At 58.8% G+C, this 17,439-nt stretch carries 30 protein-coding genes; 28 read left to right on the forward strand and 2 right to left on the reverse strand.

Annotated elements, in window-relative coordinates; translation table 11 throughout:
* Positions 1 to 305 precede the first annotated feature (305 nt).
* The 28 genes from rpsJ to RGCCGE502_RS07570 all read left to right on the forward strand — a co-directional run bounded on the left by rpsJ (position 306) and on the right by RGCCGE502_RS07570 (position 15,479).
* Entirely contained in the window at positions 306 to 614 is a 309-nt protein-coding gene (gene rpsJ, locus RGCCGE502_RS07435; protein WP_003547547.1) for a 30S ribosomal protein S10, read from the forward strand.
* Between the two features lie 34 nt (positions 615 to 648).
* Positions 649 to 1,290 carry a 50S ribosomal protein L3 gene (rplC, locus tag RGCCGE502_RS07440; RefSeq protein ID WP_016553549.1) on the forward strand — a complete coding sequence of 214 codons (642 nt, stop codon included), beginning with the start codon at positions 649 to 651 and terminating at the stop codon, positions 1,288 to 1,290.
* Positions 1,291 to 1,303: 13 nt separating this feature from the next.
* Positions 1,304 to 1,924, forward strand: coding sequence for a 50S ribosomal protein L4 (rplD, locus tag RGCCGE502_RS07445; RefSeq protein ID WP_016553550.1), 621 nt, complete (start codon positions 1,304 to 1,306; stop codon positions 1,922 to 1,924).
* On the forward strand, positions 1,921 to 2,214 hold the full coding sequence (locus tag RGCCGE502_RS07450) for a 50S ribosomal protein L23 (RefSeq protein WP_016553551.1): 294 nt from the start codon (positions 1,921 to 1,923) through the stop codon (positions 2,212 to 2,214). The genes rplD and RGCCGE502_RS07450 overlap by 4 nt, the downstream gene beginning before the upstream one ends.
* Before the next feature lie 11 nt (positions 2,215 to 2,225).
* Complete coding sequence (gene rplB, locus RGCCGE502_RS07455; protein ID WP_016553552.1) at positions 2,226 to 3,062, forward strand: 50S ribosomal protein L2; 837 nt, start codon at positions 2,226 to 2,228, stop codon at positions 3,060 to 3,062.
* Between the two features lie 15 nt (positions 3,063 to 3,077).
* On the forward strand, positions 3,078 to 3,356 hold the full coding sequence (rpsS, locus tag RGCCGE502_RS07460) for a 30S ribosomal protein S19 (protein ID WP_007531666.1): 279 nt from the start codon (positions 3,078 to 3,080) through the stop codon (positions 3,354 to 3,356).
* 2 nt (positions 3,357 to 3,358) lie between these two features.
* Positions 3,359 to 3,748, forward strand: a complete 390-nt coding sequence (rplV, locus tag RGCCGE502_RS07465; protein WP_016553553.1) for a 50S ribosomal protein L22 — start codon at positions 3,359 to 3,361, stop codon at positions 3,746 to 3,748.
* A complete protein-coding gene (gene rpsC / locus RGCCGE502_RS07470) occupies positions 3,748 to 4,467 on the forward strand; it encodes a 30S ribosomal protein S3 (RefSeq protein ID WP_007531669.1) in 720 nt (239 codons plus the stop codon). The genes rplV and rpsC overlap by 1 nt, the downstream gene beginning before the upstream one ends.
* Before the next feature lie 36 nt (positions 4,468 to 4,503).
* The gene (gene rplP / locus RGCCGE502_RS07475; RefSeq protein ID WP_003573792.1) at positions 4,504 to 4,917 is read left to right on the forward strand and encodes a 50S ribosomal protein L16; all 414 of its coding nucleotides are present in this window, start codon (positions 4,504 to 4,506) and stop codon (positions 4,915 to 4,917) included.
* A 12-nt stretch (positions 4,918 to 4,929) separates the two neighbouring features.
* On the forward strand, positions 4,930 to 5,130 hold the full coding sequence (rpmC, locus tag RGCCGE502_RS07480; protein ID WP_016553554.1) for a 50S ribosomal protein L29: 201 nt from the start codon (positions 4,930 to 4,932) through the stop codon (positions 5,128 to 5,130).
* Positions 5,131 to 5,134: 4 nt separating this feature from the next.
* Complete coding sequence (rpsQ, locus tag RGCCGE502_RS07485; protein WP_016553555.1) at positions 5,135 to 5,374, forward strand: 30S ribosomal protein S17; 240 nt, start codon at positions 5,135 to 5,137, stop codon at positions 5,372 to 5,374.
* A gap of 261 nt (positions 5,375 to 5,635) precedes the next feature.
* On the forward strand, positions 5,636 to 6,004 hold the full coding sequence (rplN, locus tag RGCCGE502_RS07490; protein ID WP_007787738.1) for a 50S ribosomal protein L14: 369 nt from the start codon (positions 5,636 to 5,638) through the stop codon (positions 6,002 to 6,004).
* A 12-nt stretch (positions 6,005 to 6,016) separates the two neighbouring features.
* Positions 6,017 to 6,319, forward strand: a complete 303-nt coding sequence (gene rplX / locus RGCCGE502_RS07495) for a 50S ribosomal protein L24 (protein ID WP_016553556.1) — start codon at positions 6,017 to 6,019, stop codon at positions 6,317 to 6,319.
* Positions 6,319 to 6,876, forward strand: a complete 558-nt coding sequence (rplE, locus tag RGCCGE502_RS07500; RefSeq protein ID WP_016553557.1) for a 50S ribosomal protein L5 — start codon at positions 6,319 to 6,321, stop codon at positions 6,874 to 6,876. Before rplX ends, rplE begins: the two co-directional genes overlap by 1 nt.
* A 32-nt stretch (positions 6,877 to 6,908) precedes the next feature.
* Complete coding sequence (gene rpsN / locus RGCCGE502_RS07505) at positions 6,909 to 7,214, forward strand: 30S ribosomal protein S14 (protein WP_016553558.1); 306 nt, start codon at positions 6,909 to 6,911, stop codon at positions 7,212 to 7,214.
* A gap of 12 nt (positions 7,215 to 7,226) precedes the next feature.
* Positions 7,227 to 7,625 carry a 30S ribosomal protein S8 gene (gene rpsH / locus RGCCGE502_RS07510; protein ID WP_003547562.1) on the forward strand — a complete coding sequence of 133 codons (399 nt, stop codon included), beginning with the start codon at positions 7,227 to 7,229 and terminating at the stop codon, positions 7,623 to 7,625.
* Positions 7,626 to 7,667: 42 nt separating this feature from the next.
* Positions 7,668 to 8,201 (forward strand): 50S ribosomal protein L6, encoded by a 534-nt coding sequence (gene rplF, locus RGCCGE502_RS07515; RefSeq protein WP_016553559.1) that lies wholly within the window; start codon positions 7,668 to 7,670, stop codon positions 8,199 to 8,201.
* A 12-nt stretch (positions 8,202 to 8,213) separates the two neighbouring features.
* A complete protein-coding gene (gene rplR, locus RGCCGE502_RS07520; protein ID WP_016553560.1) occupies positions 8,214 to 8,576 on the forward strand; it encodes a 50S ribosomal protein L18 in 363 nt (120 codons plus the stop codon).
* Positions 8,577 to 8,710: 134 nt separating this feature from the next.
* Positions 8,711 to 9,280: a 30S ribosomal protein S5 gene (rpsE, locus tag RGCCGE502_RS07525; protein ID WP_016553561.1), complete on the forward strand. Its 570-nt coding sequence runs from the start codon at positions 8,711 to 8,713 to the stop codon at positions 9,278 to 9,280.
* A 14-nt stretch (positions 9,281 to 9,294) separates the two neighbouring features.
* The gene (rpmD, locus tag RGCCGE502_RS07530; RefSeq protein ID WP_016553562.1) at positions 9,295 to 9,504 is read left to right on the forward strand and encodes a 50S ribosomal protein L30; all 210 of its coding nucleotides are present in this window, start codon (positions 9,295 to 9,297) and stop codon (positions 9,502 to 9,504) included.
* Positions 9,505 to 9,520: 16 nt separating this feature from the next.
* A complete protein-coding gene (rplO, locus tag RGCCGE502_RS07535; protein WP_016553563.1) occupies positions 9,521 to 9,994 on the forward strand; it encodes a 50S ribosomal protein L15 in 474 nt (157 codons plus the stop codon).
* 238 nt (positions 9,995 to 10,232) lie between these two features.
* Positions 10,233 to 11,573, forward strand: coding sequence for a preprotein translocase subunit SecY (gene secY, locus RGCCGE502_RS07540; RefSeq protein WP_016553564.1), 1,341 nt, complete (start codon positions 10,233 to 10,235; stop codon positions 11,571 to 11,573).
* On the forward strand, positions 11,570 to 12,220 hold the full coding sequence (locus RGCCGE502_RS07545; protein ID WP_016553565.1) for an adenylate kinase: 651 nt from the start codon (positions 11,570 to 11,572) through the stop codon (positions 12,218 to 12,220). The genes secY and RGCCGE502_RS07545 overlap by 4 nt, the downstream gene beginning before the upstream one ends.
* Before the next feature lie 224 nt (positions 12,221 to 12,444).
* A complete protein-coding gene (rpsM, locus tag RGCCGE502_RS07550; RefSeq protein ID WP_016553566.1) occupies positions 12,445 to 12,813 on the forward strand; it encodes a 30S ribosomal protein S13 in 369 nt (122 codons plus the stop codon).
* A gap of 135 nt (positions 12,814 to 12,948) precedes the next feature.
* Complete coding sequence (rpsK, locus tag RGCCGE502_RS07555; protein ID WP_003547577.1) at positions 12,949 to 13,338, forward strand: 30S ribosomal protein S11; 390 nt, start codon at positions 12,949 to 12,951, stop codon at positions 13,336 to 13,338.
* A 100-nt stretch (positions 13,339 to 13,438) separates the two neighbouring features.
* On the forward strand, positions 13,439 to 14,449 hold the full coding sequence (locus tag RGCCGE502_RS07560) for a DNA-directed RNA polymerase subunit alpha (protein WP_007787729.1): 1,011 nt from the start codon (positions 13,439 to 13,441) through the stop codon (positions 14,447 to 14,449).
* Between the two features lie 44 nt (positions 14,450 to 14,493).
* Positions 14,494 to 14,919, forward strand: coding sequence for a 50S ribosomal protein L17 (gene rplQ / locus RGCCGE502_RS07565; RefSeq protein WP_016553567.1), 426 nt, complete (start codon positions 14,494 to 14,496; stop codon positions 14,917 to 14,919).
* Between the two features lie 176 nt (positions 14,920 to 15,095).
* Complete coding sequence (locus RGCCGE502_RS07570; protein WP_016553568.1) at positions 15,096 to 15,479, forward strand: VOC family protein; 384 nt, start codon at positions 15,096 to 15,098, stop codon at positions 15,477 to 15,479.
* 49 nt (positions 15,480 to 15,528) lie between these two features.
* On the opposite strand, the gene msrQ is transcribed toward RGCCGE502_RS07570, so the two are convergent.
* Together msrQ and msrP are read right to left on the reverse strand one after the other, a co-directional pair.
* Positions 15,529 to 16,185 carry a protein-methionine-sulfoxide reductase heme-binding subunit MsrQ gene (msrQ, locus tag RGCCGE502_RS07575; protein ID WP_016553569.1) on the reverse strand — a complete coding sequence of 219 codons (657 nt, stop codon included), beginning with the start codon at positions 16,183 to 16,185 and terminating at the stop codon, positions 15,529 to 15,531.
* Positions 16,185 to 17,132: a protein-methionine-sulfoxide reductase catalytic subunit MsrP gene (gene msrP / locus RGCCGE502_RS07580; RefSeq protein WP_016553570.1), complete on the reverse strand. Its 948-nt coding sequence runs from the start codon at positions 17,130 to 17,132 to the stop codon at positions 16,185 to 16,187. The genes msrQ and msrP overlap by 1 nt, the downstream gene beginning before the upstream one ends.
* Positions 17,133 to 17,439: the final 307 nt, after the last annotated feature.

Here is a 17,439-nt window from a genome sequence, read left to right on the forward strand (position 1 = left end):
CAGCGGCCACCTCAACCGGGTGGCCGCTTCGATGACAATATTATGAAGCAAGTGGCTTTGGCCGCTTGCTTATTACAAGAAAATGTTGCACATGGCGCGCGAGCGCTATTTGCGCCCTGCTTCGCTCATCGAAGCGGGTGACTACAGCAAACAATAAGGTGGGCTGAAAGGCCTGAAGACTAGATAGGGGCACGGTAACCCGGAGCCTCTCTCGATCTTTGAAACCGGTGGTCCGCCTTAGGAATAAGAACAGCCTGTGCCTACCCGAAGGGCGCGCAGGATAACAAACACAAGGATAACGTCGAATGAACGGCCAAAATATCCGCATTCGCCTGAAGGCGTTCGATCACCGCATTCTCGACGCTTCGACGCGCGAGATCGTGTCGACGGCGAAGCGCACCGGCGCCAGCGTCCGGGGCCCCGTTCCGCTTCCGACTCGCATCGAGAAGTTTACGGTCAACCGGTCCCCACACATCGACAAGAAGAGCCGCGAGCAGTTCGAGATGCGCACGCATAAGCGCCTCCTCGACATCGTAGATCCGACCCCGCAGACGGTAGACGCGCTGATGAAGCTCGATCTCGCCGCCGGTGTCGATGTTGAGATCAAGCTCTGAGCATTGCTCGAGCGGATTTGGAAGGATTGAACCGATGCGTTCAGGTGTGATTGCACAGAAGGTGGGCATGACCCGCGTCTACAACGACGCTGGCGAACATGTCCCGGTAACAGTACTGCGTCTGGATGGCTGCCAGGTTGTGGCCCAGCGCACTGTTGAAAAGAACGGCTACGCCGCAGTCCAGCTCGGTGCTGGCACGGCGAAGGTCAAGAATACGTCGAAGGCACTGCGTGGCAGCTTTGCTGTTGCCAACGTTGAGCCGAAGGCCAAGCTGACGGAATTCCGCGTCACGGAAGACAACCTCCTCGAGGTTGGCACCGAGCTCAAGGCTGGTCACTTCGCCGCTGGTCAGCTCGTCGATGTGACGGGTACGACGATCGGTAAGGGCTTTGCCGGCGTCATGAAGCGTCACAATTTCGCCGGTGGCCGCGCCACTCACGGTAACTCGGTTTCGCACCGCTCGCACGGTTCGACCGGTCAGCGCCAGGACCCGGGCAGGGTTTTCAAGAACAAGAAGATGGCTGGTCACATGGGCCAGACGCGCGTAACGACTCAGAACCTTGAAGTGGTTTCGACCGACGAAGATCGTGGTCTGATCCTGATCAAGGGTGCAGTACCCGGTTCCAAGGGTGCCTGGATCATCGTGCGCGATGCCGTCAAGTCGGCAGCGAAGTAAGGGAGCCGGACCAATGGAATTCAACGTCAAGACCCTCGAGGGAAAAGACGCAGGGAAGGTTTCTCTTTCTGACGCGATTTTCGGCCTCGAGCCCCGCGAAGACATTCTTGCCCGCGTCATCCGCTGGCAGCTTGCCAAGAAGCAGCAGGGCACGCACCAGGCAAAGGGCCGCGCGGACGTTTCGCGCACCGGCGCCAAGATGTATAAGCAGAAGGGTACGGGCCGCGCTCGTCACCATTCGGCTCGCGCTCCGCAGTTCCGCGGCGGTGGTAAGGCCCACGGCCCGGTCGCTCGCAGCCACGAACACGACCTTCCGAAGAAGGTTCGCGCTCTCGGCCTGCGTCACGCCCTCTCGGCCAAGCTGAAGTCCGACGATGTCATCATCATCGATAGCCTGGTTGCTGCTGAAGCAAAGACCAAGGCACTGGCATCGACTTTCGAGACGCTCGGCCTGACCAATGCGCTCTTCATCGGCGGCGCTGAACTTGATGGCAACTTCAAGCTCGCAGCACAGAACATCCCGAACATCGATGTTCTGCCGATCCAGGGCATCAACGTTTATGACATCGTGCGCCGCGGCAAGCTCGTGCTTTCCAAGGCTGCCGTTGAAGCTCTAGAGGAGCGTTTCAAGTGACCGATCTTCGCCACTATGATGTGATCGTCTCGCCGGCGATTACCGAAAAGTCCACTCTGGTATCGGAAAACAACCAGGTTGTTTTCAATGTCGCCAAGAAGGCGTCGAAGCCGGAAATCAAGGCTGCAGTCGAGGCGCTCTTCGGCGTTAAGGTCACGGCCGTCAACACGCTGCTCCGCAAGGGCAAGACCAAGCGTTTTAAGGGTTTTGTCGGCAAGCAGCAGGACGTGAAGAAGGCTGTCGTAACGCTGGCTGAAGGCCAGACGATCGACGTCTCCACCGGTCTCTGAGGAATAAAACAATGGCATTGAAAACATTCAATCCTACGACCCCGAGCCAGCGTCAGCTGGTCATCGTCGATCGTTCTGGCCTCTACAAGGGCAAGCCGGTCAAGGCGCTGACGGAAGGTCTGACCAAGAGCGGCGGTCGTAACAACCTCGGCCGCATCACGGCTCGCTTCATCGGCGGTGGTCACAAGCGCACGTACCGTCTGGTCGACTTCAAGCGTCGCAAGTTCGACGTTGAAGGCACGGTCGAACGTATCGAATACGATCCGAACCGGACCGCGTTCATTGCGCTCGTCTCCTACGCCGACGGCGAACAGGCCTACATCCTCGCTCCGCAGCGTCTTGCTGCTGGCGACAAGGTCATCTCGTCTGAGAAGGCTGTCGACGTGAAGCCCGGCAACACCATGCCGCTGCAGTTCATCCCGGTCGGTTCCATCATCCACAACGTGGAAATGAAGCCGGGCAAGGGTGGCCAGATCGCACGTTCGGCTGGCGGTTACGCACAGCTCGTCGGTCGCGACCAGGGCATGGCGATCCTTCGCCTGAACTCGGGCGAACAGCGCCTCGTGCACGGCACCTGCCTTGCTTCGATCGGTGCGGTTTCGAACCCGGATCACGCCAACATCAACGACGGCAAGGCTGGTCGTACGGTTTGGCGCGGCAAGCGTCCGCATAACCGCGGTGTTGTCATGAACCCTGTTGACCATCCGCACGGCGGTGGTGAAGGCCGCACCTCTGGTGGTCGTCATCCGGTTACTCCGTGGGGCAAGCCGACCAAGGGCAAGCGCACTCGGTCGAACAAGTCGACTGACAAGATGATCATGCGCTCGCGTCATCAGCGTAAGAAGTAAGAGAGGAAGTCTCCAATGGCTCGTTCAGTATGGAAAGGTCCGTTCGTTGACGGCTATCTTCTCAAGAAGGCTGAGAAGGTTCGTGAAGGCGGACGTGCAGAAGTAATCAAGATCTGGAGCCGTCGCTCCACGATCCTGCCGCAGTTCGTCGGTCTCACCTTCGGCGTCTACAACGGCAGCAAGCATGTTCCGGTCAGCGTCAATGAAGACATGGTCGGTCACAAATTCGGTGAATTCTCTCCGACCCGGACCTACTACGGTCACGGTGCGGACAAGAAGGCAAAGAGGAAGTAACAATGGGCAAGGCAAAAGCCGAACGCCGGCTGAAGGACAACGAGGCGCAAGCAGTCGCCCGCACGCTCCGCGTCAGCCCACAGAAGCTCAACCTCGTTGCTGCGGCTATCCGCGGCAAGAAGGTCGATCGTGCACTCGCTGAGCTGGAATTCTCCCGCAAGCGTATCGCAGGCGCCGTCAAGAAGACGCTCGAATCTGCGATCGCAAACGCCGAGAACAACCATGATCTCGACGTTGACACGCTCGTCGTGGCAGAAGCCTACGTAGGCAAGTCGATCGTCATGAAGCGTTTCCACGCTCGTGGCCGCGGCCGCGCTTCTCGCATCGAGAGGCCGTTTGCGCACCTGACGATCGTTGTCCGCGAAGTGCAGGCACAAGAGGAGGCCGCATAATGGGTCAGAAAATTAATCCAATCGGTTTCCGTCTTGGCATCAACCGTACCTGGGATAGCCGCTGGTTTGCGGACAATGCCGAGTACGGCCAGCTGCTGCACGAAGACCTGAAGATGCGCAAGTTCGTCATGAGCGAACTGAAGCAGGCCGGTATCGCCAAGGTGGTTATCGAGCGTCCGCACAAGAAGTGCCGCGTCACGATCCACTCGGCTCGTCCGGGCCTGATCATCGGCAAGAAGGGCGCAGACATCGACAAGCTCCGCAAGAAGCTGTCGGAGATGACGAATTCCGAAACGCACCTCAACATCGTTGAAGTGCGCAAGCCGGAAGTCGACGCTACGCTCGTCGCACAGTCGATCGCTCAGCAGCTTGAGCGTCGTGTTGCTTTCCGTCGCGCCATGAAGCGTGCCGTTCAGTCTGCAATGCGTCTTGGCGCCGAAGGCATCAAGATCACCTGCGCAGGCCGTCTCGGCGGTGCTGAAATCGCTCGTACGGAATGGTACCGCGAAGGTCGCGTTCCGCTGCACACGCTGCGCGCTGACATCGACTACGGCACTGCTGAAGCGGAAACCGCTTTCGGCATCTGCGGCATCAAGGTCTGGATCTTCAAGGGCGAAATCCTTGAGCACGATCCGATGGCCTCCGAGCGCCGCGCACTCGAGGGTGACGCTCAGGGTCCGGCAAGCCGTGATCGCGATCGTCGCCGCGACAACGCTTAATAGCGTTGGTGGCAGATAAGTTCGGAGAATAAGAAAATGTTGCAGCCAAAGCGTACCAAGTACCGCAAGCAATTTAAGGGCCGCATCAAGGGCGTCGCCAAGGGTGGTTCTGACCTGGCCTTCGGTGAATTCGGCCTTAAGGCTCAGGAGCCGAACCGCGTGAATGCACGCGAGATCGAAGCGGCACGCCGCGCGATCACGCGTTACATGAAGCGCGCCGGCCGTGTATGGATCCGCGTGTTCCCGGATGTTCCGGTAACCGCAAAGCCGACCGAAGTCCGTATGGGTAAGGGCAAGGGCTCTGTCGAATACTGGGCATGCAAGGTCAAGCCAGGCCGTATGATGTTCGAAATCGACGGCGTCAGCGAAGAAATCGCTCGTGAAGCGCTTCGCCTCGGCTCTGCCAAGCTCTCGGTCAAGACGCGCTTCGTTCAGCGCATTGCAGAGTAAGGAGCAAGGCAGATGAAAGCCGAAGAAGTACGCGGCCTCACGGCCGATCAGCTCAAGGACAAGCTCGCCGACCTGAAGAAGGAGCAGTTCAACCTGCGCTTCCAGAAGGCAACCGGTCAGCTGGAAAAGTCCTCCCGCGTCAACGAAGTCCGCAAGGACATCGCCCGCGTGAAAACCATTGCCCGCCAGAAGGCGGCAGAAGCAAAGGCCTAAGAATATGCCGAAGCGCATCCTGCAGGGCGTCGTCGTTGGCGACAAGAACGAGAAGACTGTAGTTGTCCGCGTAGAGCGTCGTTTCGCTCATCCGCTGATGCAGAAGACCGTTCGTCGTTCCAAGAAGTACAAGGCCCACGACGAAAACAATCAGTACAAGATTGGCGATACCGTATCCATCGAGGAATGCGCGCCGATCTCCAAGGACAAGCGTTGGACGGTCGTTTCCGCCCAGGCCAAGTAAGATTTTTGCGCGAGGCCTTGCGTCTCACGGAAATATCTGTATGAAGCAGCGTCAGAACGCTCGTTCGTCGAGCGTTCTTTTGCTTTGAGCGCACGGAAGGTCCCATTGGGGAAACCACCCTGGCACGATCGATCCCGCGCTATTCAAGCTATGCCGTGTTTTCGCCTGCTCTCGTAGCAAGCGGCCGGCTGACAATTTTCATAAGCCGGGGAAGGGGGCTCTGAGCCCAACCATTCCGGTAAACCAAAAAGGCGACCTGATATGATTCAGATGCAAACAAACCTCGACGTGGCGGATAATTCCGGCGCACGTCGTGTCATGTGCATCAAGGTGCTGGGCGGCTCGAAGCGCAAGTATGCCGGGATCGGCGACGTTATCGTCGTTTCGATCAAGGAAGCGATCCCGCGCGGCCGCGTGAAGAAGGGTGACGTGATGAAGGCGGTGGTCGTTCGTACCGCCAAGGAAATCCGTCGCGTTGATGGTTCCATCATCCGCTTCGACACGAATGCAGCAGTCCTCATCGACAACAAAAAAGAGCCGATCGGCACCCGTATCTTCGGACCGGTTCCGCGCGAACTTCGCGCCAAGAACCATATGAAGATCATCTCGCTGGCTCCCGAAGTACTGTAAGGAGCGCGAACGATGCAAAAGATTCGTAAGGGCGACAAGGTCGTCATGCTCGCAGGCAAGGACAAGGGCCGCACTGGCGAAGTCCTCCAGGTTCTGCCCAAGGAAGATCGTGCCGTTGTTCGTGGCATCAACGTCGTAAAGCGCCATCAGCGCCAGACGCAGAGCCAGGAAGCCGGCATCATCAACAAGGAAGCCGCTGTTCACCTCTCTAACGTTGCAATCGTCGACAAGGACGGCAAGCCGACCCGCGTTGGTTTCAAGGTTGTTGACGGCAAGAAGGTCCGTGTGGCCAAGCGTTCCGGTGAGGTGATCTGATGGCTGACGCAAAGTACGAGCCGCGGCTCAAGAAGGAATATGTCGAGCGCATTCGTGCGGCGATGCAGGAGAAGTTCTCCTACGCCAACGAAATGATGATCCCGAAGCTCGACAAGATCGTAATCAACATGGGTGTTGGTGAAGCAACGGCTGATTCGAAGAAGCCGACTGTTGCTGCAGCTGACCTGGCCGCTATCGCTGGCCAGAAGCCGGTCATCACCCGTGCACGCAACTCCATCGCGGGCTTCAAGGTCCGTGAGCAGATGCCGATCGGCGCAAAGGTTACCCTGCGCGGCGCTCGCATGTACGAGTTCCTGGACCGTCTCGTGAACATCGCGCTTCCGCGCGTTCGCGACTTCCGCGGCCTGAACCCGAAAAGCTTTGACGGCCGTGGCAACTTCGCCATGGGCATCAAGGAGCACATTGTGTTCCCTGAGATCAACTACGACAAGGTTGATCAGATGTGGGGCATGGACATCATCGTTTGCACGACGGCAACGAAGGACGACGAAGCACGGGCTCTGCTGACAGAGTTCAACTTCCCGTTCCGTCAGTAACCGTAACGACGAGCGTAGAAAAGGAACCGCACATGGCGAAGACAAGCGCAGTTGAAAAGAACAAGCGCCGCCGTACCACGGTCGCTAACCAGGCTGCCAAGCGCGCAGCTCTTAAGGCGATCATCATGAACCAGGCTCTTCCGATCGAAGACCGGTTCAAGGCCTCGATCAAGCTGGCATCCCTGCCGCGCGATGGATCCAAGACCCGCATTCGCAACCGCTGCGAAGTATCGGGCCGTCCGCGCGCATACTACCGCAAACTGCGCATGTCGCGTATCGCGCTGCGTGAACTCGGCAATCTCGGCAAGGTGCCGGGCATCGTCAAGTCGAGCTGGTAAGGAGCAGGTTAGATGACAATGACTGATCCGTTGGGCGATATGCTCACTCGCATCCGCAACGGCGCTTCTCGCCGCAAGTCGTCGGTTTCGACGCCTGCTTCGAAGCTCCGTGCACGCGTTCTCGATGTTCTGCAGTCCGAAGGCTACATCCGTGGCTATTCCGTTGTCGATTTCGGCAATGGCAAGTCGGAGCTCAGCATCGAGCTGAAGTACTATGAAGGCGCATCGGTGATCCGTGAGATCGGCCGTGTGTCCAAGCCGGGCCGCCGGGTTTATGTCTCGGTCAAGTCCATTCCGCAGGTCGCGAACGGCCTCGGCATTACCATCCTTTCGACCCCGAAGGGCGTGATGGCCGATCACCAAGCTCGCGAACAGAACGTTGGTGGCGAGGTTCTTTGCTCGGTCTTCTAAGGCTGAGTAAGGATCTCCATAGCGAACAGACAGGATTGAAACATGTCTCGTATCGGTAAAAAGCCCGTTCAGGTGCCTGCTGGGATCACGGCTACGGTCGATGGCCAGAAGGTTACCGCTAAGGGCCCGAAGGGCGAGCTGTTCTTCGTCGCAAACGACGAAGTCGGCGTGAAGCTCGAAAACAATGCGGTTGTCGTAACGCCGCTCACCCAGACGAAGAATGCTCGTGCAAAGTGGGGCATGTCCCGCACGATGATCGAGAACATCTTCAAGGGCGTCAAGGACGGCTTTGAGCGCAAGCTCGAAATCAACGGCGTCGGTTACCGCGCGTCGCTCCAGGGCAAGAACCTGCAGCTGGCACTCGGTTTCAGCCATGACGTTGTTTATGAGCCGCCGCAGGGCATCACGATCGCTGTGCCGAAGCCGACGGAAATCGTCGTCACCGGCATCAACAAGCAGCAGGTCGGCCAGGTTGCCGCTGAAATCCGCGAATACCGCGGTCCTGAGCCCTACAAGGGCAAGGGCGTCAAGTATGCCGAAGAGCGGATCGTCCGCAAAGAAGGCAAGAAGAAGTAAGGATCACGCGAAATGGCTAGCAGGAAAGAAGCACTTGCACGTCGCGCCAACCGCGTGCGTCGTCACCTCAAGTCGGTGGCCAACGGCCGTCCGCGCCTGTCGGTTCATCGCTCGTCGAAGAACATCTACGCTCAGATCATTGACGATGTCGCCGGTAAGACGCTTGCGTCCGCCTCGACCCTCGACAAGGACCTGCGCGGTTCTCTGAAGACCGGTGCTGACACGGCAGCAGCTGCCCTCGTAGGCAAGCTCGTTGCTGAGCGCGGCTCGAAGGCTGGCGTCAAGGACGTCGTATTCGACCGTGGCGCCTTCATCTACCACGGCCGTATCAAGGCCCTGGCAGAAGCAGCCCGCGAAGGCGGTCTGTCCTTCTGATTAAGATTTCCGGCCGGAGCCTTCGAGCTTCCGGCCGGATGCTCACCGGACCGCAAACGCTCTTCGATAGAGGAGGCTGATGCGGTCCTCGTTTTGTCTGCCGTTCCACCCGCAAAAGAAAAAGGAAAAGGACAATGGCACAGGAAAGAAGAGGTTCTCGCGACGATCGCCAGAACCGCGAAGAACGCGATAGCGAATTCGTCGACAAGCTGGTCGCGATTAACCGCGTTGCTAAGGTTGTTAAGGGCGGCCGTCGTTTCGGTTTCGCCGCTCTCGTCGTCGTTGGTGACCAGAAGGGCCGCGTCGGCTTCGGTCACGGCAAGGCACGCGAAGTGCCGGAAGCAATCCGCAAGGCGACTGAAGCTGCCAAGCGCGAACTGATCTTCGTACCGCTGCGTGACGGCCGTACGCTGCATCACGACGTTCATGGCCGCCATGGCGCCGGCAAGGTTCTGCTTCGTTCGGCCAAGGTCGGTACCGGTATCATCGCCGGTGGTCCGATGCGCGCCGTTTTCGAAACGCTCGGCGTTCACGACGTTGTCGCCAAGTCGACCGGTTCCTCGAACCCATACAACATGGTTCGCGCTACCTTCGACGCTCTGAAGCACCAGGTTCACCCGAAGGACATCGCAGCTCAGCGCGGCATCAAGTATGCAACGCTCCAGGCTCGCCGTGCCGCTTCCGGCAATGCCTCTGAAGAATAAGAGGAGTCTGACAGATGGCTAAGGCTACCAAGAAGACTGAAGCGAAGACGGTTACTGTCGAACAGATCGGCAGCCCGATTCGTCGTCCGGATGTCCAGCAGCGCACGCTGATCGGCCTCGGACTCAACAAGATGCACCGTCGTCGCACGCTGGAAGATACCCCTTCCGTTCGTGGCATGATCCGTGCTGTCCAGCATCTCGTTCGCATCGTCGACGAGAAGTAAGCCGGGAGTATTCGCTATGAAACTCAATGAAATTAAAGACAACGAAGGTTCGACCCACAGCCGCAAGCGCCTCGGCCGCGGTATTGGTTCGGGCTCCGGCAAGACCGGTGGTCGCGGTGTCAAGGGTCAGAAGTCCCGTTCGGGCGTAGCCATCAACGGCTTCGAAGGCGGTCAGATGCCAATCTACCGTCGCCTGCCGAAGCGCGGCTTCAACAACATCTTCAAGGCCGACTTCGTTGTCGTGTCCCTGGAGCGTGTTCAGGCTGCGATCGACGCTGGCAAGCTCGACGCCAAGTCCACGGTTGATGCAGCAGCTCTCAAGGCTGCCGGCGTTATCCGTCGCGTCAAGGACGGCGTTCGCGTTCTCGCCGACGGCGAGCTGAAGGCAAAGGTCAAGTTCGAAGTAGCCGGCGCTTCCAAGCCTGCCGTCGAAAAGATCGAAAAGGCTGGCGGTTCCGTCACGCTTCTTTCTGCCGCAGCTGCAGAATAATTAATCTATGATAAGTCGCCCGGGGTGCTTCACACCGGGCGATTTTGCTCCCATATGTGAGCCTCACAAAAACCGGCTGGACGCACGTGCGTCATAAACGGTAGGAACGAACACAAGGGTGAGGCATAGGTTGCGTTCGCAATCCGTCCGAAGCCCGCTTTTGAATAATTTAGAATGCTGATTCCGGGTCCTGCACCTCGCTTGGCTAGAGCCCGAAATCGGTAGCGCGGAGAATCGCATGGCGTCTGCAGCGGAACAGTTGGCTTCCAACCTCAATTTCTCGACCTTCGCCAAAGCCGAGGATCTCAAGAAGCGCCTGTGGTTCACACTGGCAGCTCTCCTCGTCTACCGGCTCGGTACCCACATTCCGCTCCCTGGCCTCAATCCAGAAGCTTATGCCCAGGCCTTCCGTGGCCAGGCAGGCGGCATTCTCGGCCTCTTCAACATGTTCTCGGGCGGCGCCGTGCAGCGCATGGCAATCTTTGCGCTCGGCATCATGCCTTATATTTCCGCTTCGATCATCGTGCAGCTGATGACCTCGGTCGTCCCGGCGCTCGAGAACCTGAAGAAGGAAGGTGAGCAGGGTCGCAAGATCATCAACCAGTACACGCGCTACGGCACGGTGCTGCTCGGTGCGCTGCAGGCCTACGGCATTTCCGTCGGCCTTGAGAGCGGCAACGGCCTCGTTGTTGATCCGGGCATCTTCTTCCGCATTTCGACGGTCGTCACGCTCCTCGGCGGCACCATGTTCCTCATGTGGCTCGGTGAGCAGATCACCTCGCGCGGTATCGGCAACGGTATTTCGCTGATCATCTTCGCAGGTATCGCTGCAGGCCTGCCGCAGGCTCTCGCCGGTACACTGGAACTTGGCCGCACCGGCGCTCTGTCGACGACACTGATTCTCGCTGTGATCATCATTGCGATTGCTGTCATCGCCATCATCGTTTTTGTCGAGCGTGCACAGCGGCGCCTGCTGATCCAGTATCCGAAGCGCCAGGTCGGCAATCGCATGTTCCAGGGCGATACCTCGCATCTGCCGCTGAAACTCAACACCTCGGGCGTCATCCCGGCGATCTTCTCGTCCTCGTTGCTGCTGCTGCCGGCGACGCTCGCGGGCTTCGCCAACACCACGTCATTGCCTGCATGGGCAACCTCGATCGTGGCCGCGCTCGGCCATGGCCAGCCGCTCTACATGCTGCTCTACGGCCTGTTGATTGCGTTTTTCGCCTTCTTCTACACGGCTATCGTCTTCAATCCGAAGGACACCGCCGACAATCTGAAGAAGCATGGTGGTTTCATTCCGGGCATCCGTCCGGGCGAGCGGACTGCCGAATACATCGATTACGTGCTGACCCGCATTACGGTGATTGGCGCGATCTACCTCGTCTTCGTGTGCATCCTGCCGGAAATTCTTGTGTCGCAAACGGGCATTCCGTTGTCCCTGGGTGGCACTTCTCTCTTGATCGTGGTTAGCGTAACTCTCGATACGGTGGCACAGATTCAGGGTCATCTGATCGCACAGCAGTACGAAGGTCTGATCAAGAAATCGAAGTTGCGCGGAGGAAAGAGGGGGCGATGAGACTCATACTGTTAGGGCCGCCGGGCGCGGGTAAGGGGACCCAGGCTCAGCGGATCGTGGAGAAGTACGGAATTCCGCAACTCTCCACGGGCGACATGCTCCGCGCAGCCGTTGCGGCAGGCACGGAAGTAGGCAAGCGTGCGAAGGCCGTTATGGACGCTGGCAAGCTTGTCTCGGATGAGATCGTCAATGCAATCGTTTCCGAGCGTCTCGACGCTCCAGACTGCGCCAAGGGCTTTATTCTTGACGGCTATCCGCGCACCTTGGTTCAGGCTGACGCGACGGAAAGCATGCTGAAGGGCAAGGGGCTCGAGCTCTCGACCGTGATCGAGATCCAGGTCGACGACAAGGTGCTGGCCGATCGCGTATCCGGTCGCTACACCTGCGCCAATTGCGGCGCCGGCTATCACGATACGAACGTGAAGCCGAAGGTCGACGGTGTCTGCGATCGCTGTGGTTCGACTCACTTCAAGCGCCGCCCGGATGACAACCGCGAAACGGTCGTCACGCGCCTCCAGGCATACTACAAGGAAACCTCTCCGCTGATCGGCTACTACTATGCCAAGGGCAAGTTGAAGTCGGTTGACGGCATGGCAGACATCGATCACGTCACGAACGAGATCGAAGCCATTCTTTCGAAGCTTTAGGGCTTTGGAAATAAACTTGGCGGAAGCGGTTGCTTTTAAGCGCTGATTCCGCTAAACACCGCGCCAACTCGCGATATCTCATGCGATCGGCGCGGACTTCCCAAGGGAATTCCGGGTTCGATCGTTTTGACTTGTTGAGAACCTGAATTGTAATTGCGACCTCTCTGGGTCGTGTAACGAGACACCACTTGCCGGATGGCAACTGGAACGCAAGGAGAATAGGCGTGGCACGTATCGCTGGCGTCAACATCCCGACTGCAAAGCGCGTTGTAATCGCGCTGACGTATATCCACGGGATCGGTCCGAAATTCGCGCAGGAAATCATGGAAAAGGTCGGCCTGTCGGCTGACAAGCGCGTCCATCAGCTGACGGACTCCGAAGTCCTGCAGATTCGCGAAACCATCGACCGTGACTATCAGGTCGAAGGTGACCTGCGTCGCGAGACCTCGATGAATATCAAGCGCCTGATGGACCTCGGTTGCTACCGCGGCCTGCGTCATCGCCGTGGCCTGCCGGTCCGCGGTCAGCGCACGCACACCAATGCTCGTACCCGCAAGGGACCGGCAAAGGCGATCGCTGGTAAGAAGAAGTAATTTCCGGGAAACCGGAGGTGAGGGGGCTGGCGGTCTGCGCCGGCCTCTTTTGAGTTTCGGGCAGGGCCGCAAGGTCTCGTTCCGGTGTAGCCGCTGGCATTACGGCGGTGCGGAGATCCAAGAAAGGGATTTTAAATGGCCAAGGAAGCCGTACGCGTTCGCCGTCGCGAACGTAAAAACATTTCGTCTGGCGTAGCTCACGTCAACTCGACCTTCAACAACACGATGATCACGATCACCGACGCACAGGGCAATGCGATTGCCTGGTCGTCTGCTGGCGCCAAGGGCTTCAAGGGCTCGCGCAAGTCGACCCCGTTCGCTGCTCAGATCGCTGCTGAAGACTGCGCCAAGAAGGCTCAGGAACATGGCATGAAGTCGCTGGAAGTTGAAGTTTGCGGTCCGGGTTCGGGTCGTGAATCCGCTCTGCGCGCGCTCCAGGCTGCCGGTTTCATGATCACGTCCATCCGCGACGTGACGCCGATCCCGCACAATGGTTGCCGCCCGCGCAAGAAGCGCCGCGTCTGATCATCGCCATTCACAACACCGGTGAGCGGCTTTTCGCTCCCGGTGCTTCTCAAGCTCGGTTGCCACGATTGGATGGTGGTAACGAACGGAAGGCAAAAATATGATTCAGAAAAACTGGCAGGAATTGATCAAGCCGAACAAGGTCGAGTTCTCTTCGAGCTCGCGCACCAAGGCGACGCTCGTAGCAGAGCCGCTAGAGCGCGGTTTCGGCCTCACCCTCGGCAACGCGCTTCGCCGCGTTCTGCTGTCCTCGCTGCGCGGTGCCGCAGTGACGGCCGTGCAGATCGATGGCGTGCTGCATGAATTCTCGTCGATCCCGGGCGTCCGCGAAGACGTCACGGACATCGTCCTCAACATCAAGGAAATCGCCATCAAGATGGATGGCGATGACGCAAAGCGCATGGTCGTGCGCAAGCAGGGCCCGGGCGTTGTAACGGCTGGCGACATCCAGACCGTCGGTGATATCGAAATCCTCAACCCCGAGCATGTGATCTGCACGCTCGACGAGGGCGCCGAAATCCGTATGGAATTCACCGTCAACAACGGCAAGGGCTACGTTCCGGCCGATCGCAATCGTGCGGAAGATGCTCCGATCGGTCTCATCCCGGTCGACAGCCTTTATTCGCCGGTCAAGAAGGTGTCCTACAAGGTTGAAAATACCCGCGAAGGACAGGTTCTCGACTACGACAAGCTGAACATGACGATCGAAACTGACGGTTCGATCTCCGGCGAAGATGCCGTCGCTTTCGCGGCGCGCATCCTGCAGGATCAGCTTGGCGTGTTCGTCAACTTCGACGAGCCGCAGAAGGAAACCGAAGAGGAAGCAGTCACCGAACTCGCTTTCAACCCGGCGCTCCTCAAGAAGGTGGACGAACTCGAACTGTCTGTTCGCTCGGCAAACTGCCTGAAGAACGACAACATCGTCTACATCGGCGACCTCATTCAGAAGACCGAAGCAGAAATGCTCCGCACGCCGAATTTTGGTCGCAAGTCGCTGAACGAAATCAAGGAAGTTCTCGCTTCCATGGGCCTGCACCTCGGCATGGAAGTGCCGGCATGGCCGCCCGAGAACATCGAAGATCTCGCCAAGCGTTACGAAGACCAGTACTAACATTCAAACGGCAGGCGGATGCCTGCAAGTGAAGGAGAATAGCAATGCGCCACGGTAAAGCCGGCCGCAAGCTGAACAGAACCGCTAGCCACCGCAAGGCAATGTTTGCCAACATGGCGGCTTCGCTCATCACCCATGAGCAGATCGTGACGACCCTGCCGAAGGCAAAGGAAATCCGTCCGATCGTTGAAAAGCTCGTCACCCTCGGCAAGCGTGGCGACCTGCACGCTCGTCGTCAGGCGATCTCGCAGATCCGCGACGCCGCTGTCGTTGCGAAGCTCTTCGACACGATCGCTTCGCGTTACGCAACCCGCAACGGCGGCTACTTGCGTATCATGAAGGCTGGCTTCCGCCAGGGCGACAACGCTGCTCTCGCAGTCATCGAATTCGTTGACCGCGACACCTATGCCAAGGGCGCAGCTGACAAGGCTCGCGTTGAAGCTGAAGCAGCAGCTGCTGAAGCCGCTTAATCCTTTCCGGTCCGCCGGAAGCAAAACAGCCGGGCTGAAAAGCCCGGCTGTTTTCGTTTGCCCACCTTGCCCGCAGACATCCCTCGTTCAGGCTGTTTAGTTTCTCCAGCCCGTTGAGCGCCGTTGAGTTCGGAGCTAGCGTCGTGATTTCCTCCAGTGTCTCAGGGAGTGCATTGATGATAGATCACGTAACCGTCGCAGTCAGCCACTTGGGAAAGAGCAAGCTCTTCTATGAGAAGGCTTTCGCACCGCTGGGATATAAGCTTTCCTTCGGCAAGGAGAGCGTGTTCTGGGCGTTCGATATCGGCAATGGCTGCCTGTTCGAGATTCAGCAGGCCGACAGCGCGCCGCCTTTGACGCGTGTGCATGTCGCCTTCCGCGCTCGCAGTAGGGTCGAGGTCGAAGCGTTCTTTCAGGCCGCCCTCGAGGCTGGTGCCAAGGACAACGGGGCGCCCGGCCCACGCCCAGAGTACACGCCCGATTATTACGCCTGCTTCGTTCTCGATCCTGATGGCTACAACATCGAAGCCATGATCAATCAGCCAGGCACAGAAGCTTGAGTGGGGCCCGTTGCCTTGAGGGCGATCCGTTGTAGGAGCCTCTGCAATATCACGATACGGTTGCCGCTGCCCGGGTGCGTTCGCGTCCCTGACCGCGCTTGCGGCTGCGCGCGATCGGCCGCCACGAGCGGTAGAGGATGAGCACGATGATCAGGCCGACATAGATGTATTGCTCGAGGTCGAGGATCTTCGTCGAAAGCCCGAAATGCACGGCACCCGCGGCGGCGATGATGTAAACGAGGCGGTGCAGCCGCACCCAGTTCGGGCCGAGGCGACGGATCGAGAAGTTGTTGGACGTCACCGCGAGCGGAATGAGCAAGGCAAGCCCCGCCATGCCGAACATGATGAACGGCCGCTTCAGCACGTCGTTCACGACCGCGGAGAGATCGAGCGCCTGGTCCAGCACCATGTAGACCGTGAAGTGCATCAAGGCATAGTAGAAGGTTAGAAGTCCTAGCGCGCGGCGATAGCGAAGGTAGTTCCATCCGAGCAGGTCGCGCGCGGGCGAGACGGCCAGCGTCAGGATGAGGAAGCGGATCGTCCAGAGACCGAGGAACAGCTCGAAAGTCTTCACTGGGTCCGCGCCAAGCTGATCGCTGGCGCCGAGATAAAAGGTCCACGCGGCAGGCAGCAGCCCGACAGCGTAGAGAGCCCAGACGGAGGCCGACTGCCAGCGCTTCGGCAGACTGAACGAAAAGCCGGTCATCAGAAGTTCTTCCGCAGATCCATGCCGCTATAGAGGCTGGCGACCTCGTCGGCATAGCCGTTGAACGGCAGCGTGGGGTGGCGTCTCGCACCAAAGAAGCCGCTTTCGCCGATGCGCCGTTCGCTCGCCTGGCTCCAGCGCGGGTGATCGACCTCCGGATTGACGTTGGCGTAGAAGCCGTACTCCTGCGAATTGGTCACCTGCCAGGTGTTCTTCGGCTCCTTGTCGGTCAGCGTGATCCGAACGATCGACTTGATGCCCTTGAAGCCGTATTTCCACGGCACGACCAAGCGGATCGGCGCGCCGTTCTGGTTCGGCAGCGTTTGGCCATAAAGGCCGACGGCGAGCAGCGTCAGCGGGTGGCGAGCCTCATCGAGCCGCAGGCCCTCGACATAAGGCCAATCGAGCGATTGGAAGATGCCCTTCTGCCCCGGCATCTCGTCTGGGCGTACGACGGTTTCGAAGGCGACGTACTTTGCGCTCCCGAGCGGTTCCACCTTGTTGAGTAGCGAAGCGAGCGGGAAGCCGTCCCACGGAATGACCATCGACCACGCCTCGACGCAGCGCATCCGATAGGTGCGGTTCTCGATCGGGAATTCCTTCATCAGCGCTTCGATATCGAACGTGCCCGGCTTATTGACCATGCCGTCGACCTTGATTGTCCAGGGCAGCGGCTTGAAGTCGCCGGAGAGCGCCGACGGATCACCCTTGTCGAGACCAAATTCGTAGAAGTTGTTGTAGGTCGTCACGTCCTTGAGCGGCGTCGCCTTCTCGTCAACCGTATATTTGCTGTCGATGACCGATAGCGCCGCAGCGCTGGCCTTGCCGGCGCCGTAAAGCGCCATGGCGCCCAGCGTTGTGGCGCCAAGGAACTCACGACGCCTCAGATAAACCTGCTGCGGTGTAATCTCCGAGGAGGCGATCTTGGGGGGACGGTAGGCTGGCATCGGAAACCTCCTGAGCATGAGAGCTCGGTATAAACCTTCAACGCATAGAATGCGTCTTTGGATCATTGTTTATGCCCACTGGCCTGGCTGCGGAAAGCCAACTTTTTGTGTACGCCGCTTGATGCAATAGTCTGTAACAAAACCACTGTTCCAACCGTATATGGTCGATGCACCCGGCAGCGCAGGCGTACCGGTTTCGGCCTTCCCGGTAGTGACAGCCAATACCGTTTGCATTACGACAATTGCAAAAGCAGCGATAGCCTGGACGCTTCAGCGCCCCGCATCGCCGACGATTTCCGACACGCAA

It is taken from the genome of Rhizobium grahamii CCGE 502, assembly GCF_000298315.2.
GTDB classification, from domain to species: Bacteria; Pseudomonadota; Alphaproteobacteria; order Rhizobiales; family Rhizobiaceae; genus Rhizobium; species Rhizobium grahamii.

Excerpts from the sequence above, each read along its gene's own strand:
- rpsJ (WP_003547547.1), top strand. The coding sequence starts at position 306 with ATGAACGGCCAAAATATCCGCATTCGCCTGAAGGCGTTCGATCACCGC.
- rpsE (WP_016553561.1), top strand. The coding sequence starts at position 8,711 with ATGGCACAGGAAAGAAGAGGTTCTCGCGACGATCGCCAGAACCGCGAA.
- RGCCGE502_RS07545 (WP_016553565.1), top strand. The coding sequence starts at position 11,570 with ATGAGACTCATACTGTTAGGGCCGCCGGGCGCGGGTAAGGGGACCCAG.
- rpmC (WP_016553554.1), top strand. The coding sequence starts at position 4,930 with ATGAAAGCCGAAGAAGTACGCGGCCTCACGGCCGATCAGCTCAAGGAC.
- RGCCGE502_RS07560 (WP_007787729.1), top strand. The coding sequence starts at position 13,439 with ATGATTCAGAAAAACTGGCAGGAATTGATCAAGCCGAACAAGGTCGAG.
- rplO (WP_016553563.1), top strand. The coding sequence starts at position 9,521 with ATGAAACTCAATGAAATTAAAGACAACGAAGGTTCGACCCACAGCCGC.
- rplR (WP_016553560.1), top strand. The coding sequence starts at position 8,214 with ATGGCTAGCAGGAAAGAAGCACTTGCACGTCGCGCCAACCGCGTGCGT.
- rplF (WP_016553559.1), top strand. The coding sequence starts at position 7,668 with ATGTCTCGTATCGGTAAAAAGCCCGTTCAGGTGCCTGCTGGGATCACG.
- rplE (WP_016553557.1), top strand. The coding sequence starts at position 6,319 with ATGGCTGACGCAAAGTACGAGCCGCGGCTCAAGAAGGAATATGTCGAG.
- RGCCGE502_RS07570 (WP_016553568.1), top strand. The coding sequence starts at position 15,096 with ATGATAGATCACGTAACCGTCGCAGTCAGCCACTTGGGAAAGAGCAAG.
- rplQ (WP_016553567.1), top strand. The coding sequence starts at position 14,494 with ATGCGCCACGGTAAAGCCGGCCGCAAGCTGAACAGAACCGCTAGCCAC.
- rplP (WP_003573792.1), top strand. The coding sequence starts at position 4,504 with ATGTTGCAGCCAAAGCGTACCAAGTACCGCAAGCAATTTAAGGGCCGC.
- rpsH (WP_003547562.1), top strand. The coding sequence starts at position 7,227 with ATGACAATGACTGATCCGTTGGGCGATATGCTCACTCGCATCCGCAAC.
- rpsN (WP_016553558.1), top strand. The coding sequence starts at position 6,909 with ATGGCGAAGACAAGCGCAGTTGAAAAGAACAAGCGCCGCCGTACCACG.
- msrQ (WP_016553569.1), bottom strand. The coding sequence starts at position 16,185 with ATGACCGGCTTTTCGTTCAGTCTGCCGAAGCGCTGGCAGTCGGCCTCC.
- secY (WP_016553564.1), top strand. The coding sequence starts at position 10,233 with ATGGCGTCTGCAGCGGAACAGTTGGCTTCCAACCTCAATTTCTCGACC.
- rplV (WP_016553553.1), top strand. The coding sequence starts at position 3,359 with ATGGGCAAGGCAAAAGCCGAACGCCGGCTGAAGGACAACGAGGCGCAA.
- rplD (WP_016553550.1), top strand. The coding sequence starts at position 1,304 with ATGGAATTCAACGTCAAGACCCTCGAGGGAAAAGACGCAGGGAAGGTT.
- rpsC (WP_007531669.1), top strand. The coding sequence starts at position 3,748 with ATGGGTCAGAAAATTAATCCAATCGGTTTCCGTCTTGGCATCAACCGT.
- rplX (WP_016553556.1), top strand. The coding sequence starts at position 6,017 with ATGCAAAAGATTCGTAAGGGCGACAAGGTCGTCATGCTCGCAGGCAAG.
- rpsQ (WP_016553555.1), top strand. The coding sequence starts at position 5,135 with ATGCCGAAGCGCATCCTGCAGGGCGTCGTCGTTGGCGACAAGAACGAG.
- rpmD (WP_016553562.1), top strand. The coding sequence starts at position 9,295 with ATGGCTAAGGCTACCAAGAAGACTGAAGCGAAGACGGTTACTGTCGAA.
- rpsK (WP_003547577.1), top strand. The coding sequence starts at position 12,949 with ATGGCCAAGGAAGCCGTACGCGTTCGCCGTCGCGAACGTAAAAACATT.
- rplC (WP_016553549.1), top strand. The coding sequence starts at position 649 with ATGCGTTCAGGTGTGATTGCACAGAAGGTGGGCATGACCCGCGTCTAC.
- msrP (WP_016553570.1), bottom strand. The coding sequence starts at position 17,132 with ATGCCAGCCTACCGTCCCCCCAAGATCGCCTCCTCGGAGATTACACCG.
- rplN (WP_007787738.1), top strand. The coding sequence starts at position 5,636 with ATGATTCAGATGCAAACAAACCTCGACGTGGCGGATAATTCCGGCGCA.
- rplB (WP_016553552.1), top strand. The coding sequence starts at position 2,226 with ATGGCATTGAAAACATTCAATCCTACGACCCCGAGCCAGCGTCAGCTG.
- rpsS (WP_007531666.1), top strand. The coding sequence starts at position 3,078 with ATGGCTCGTTCAGTATGGAAAGGTCCGTTCGTTGACGGCTATCTTCTC.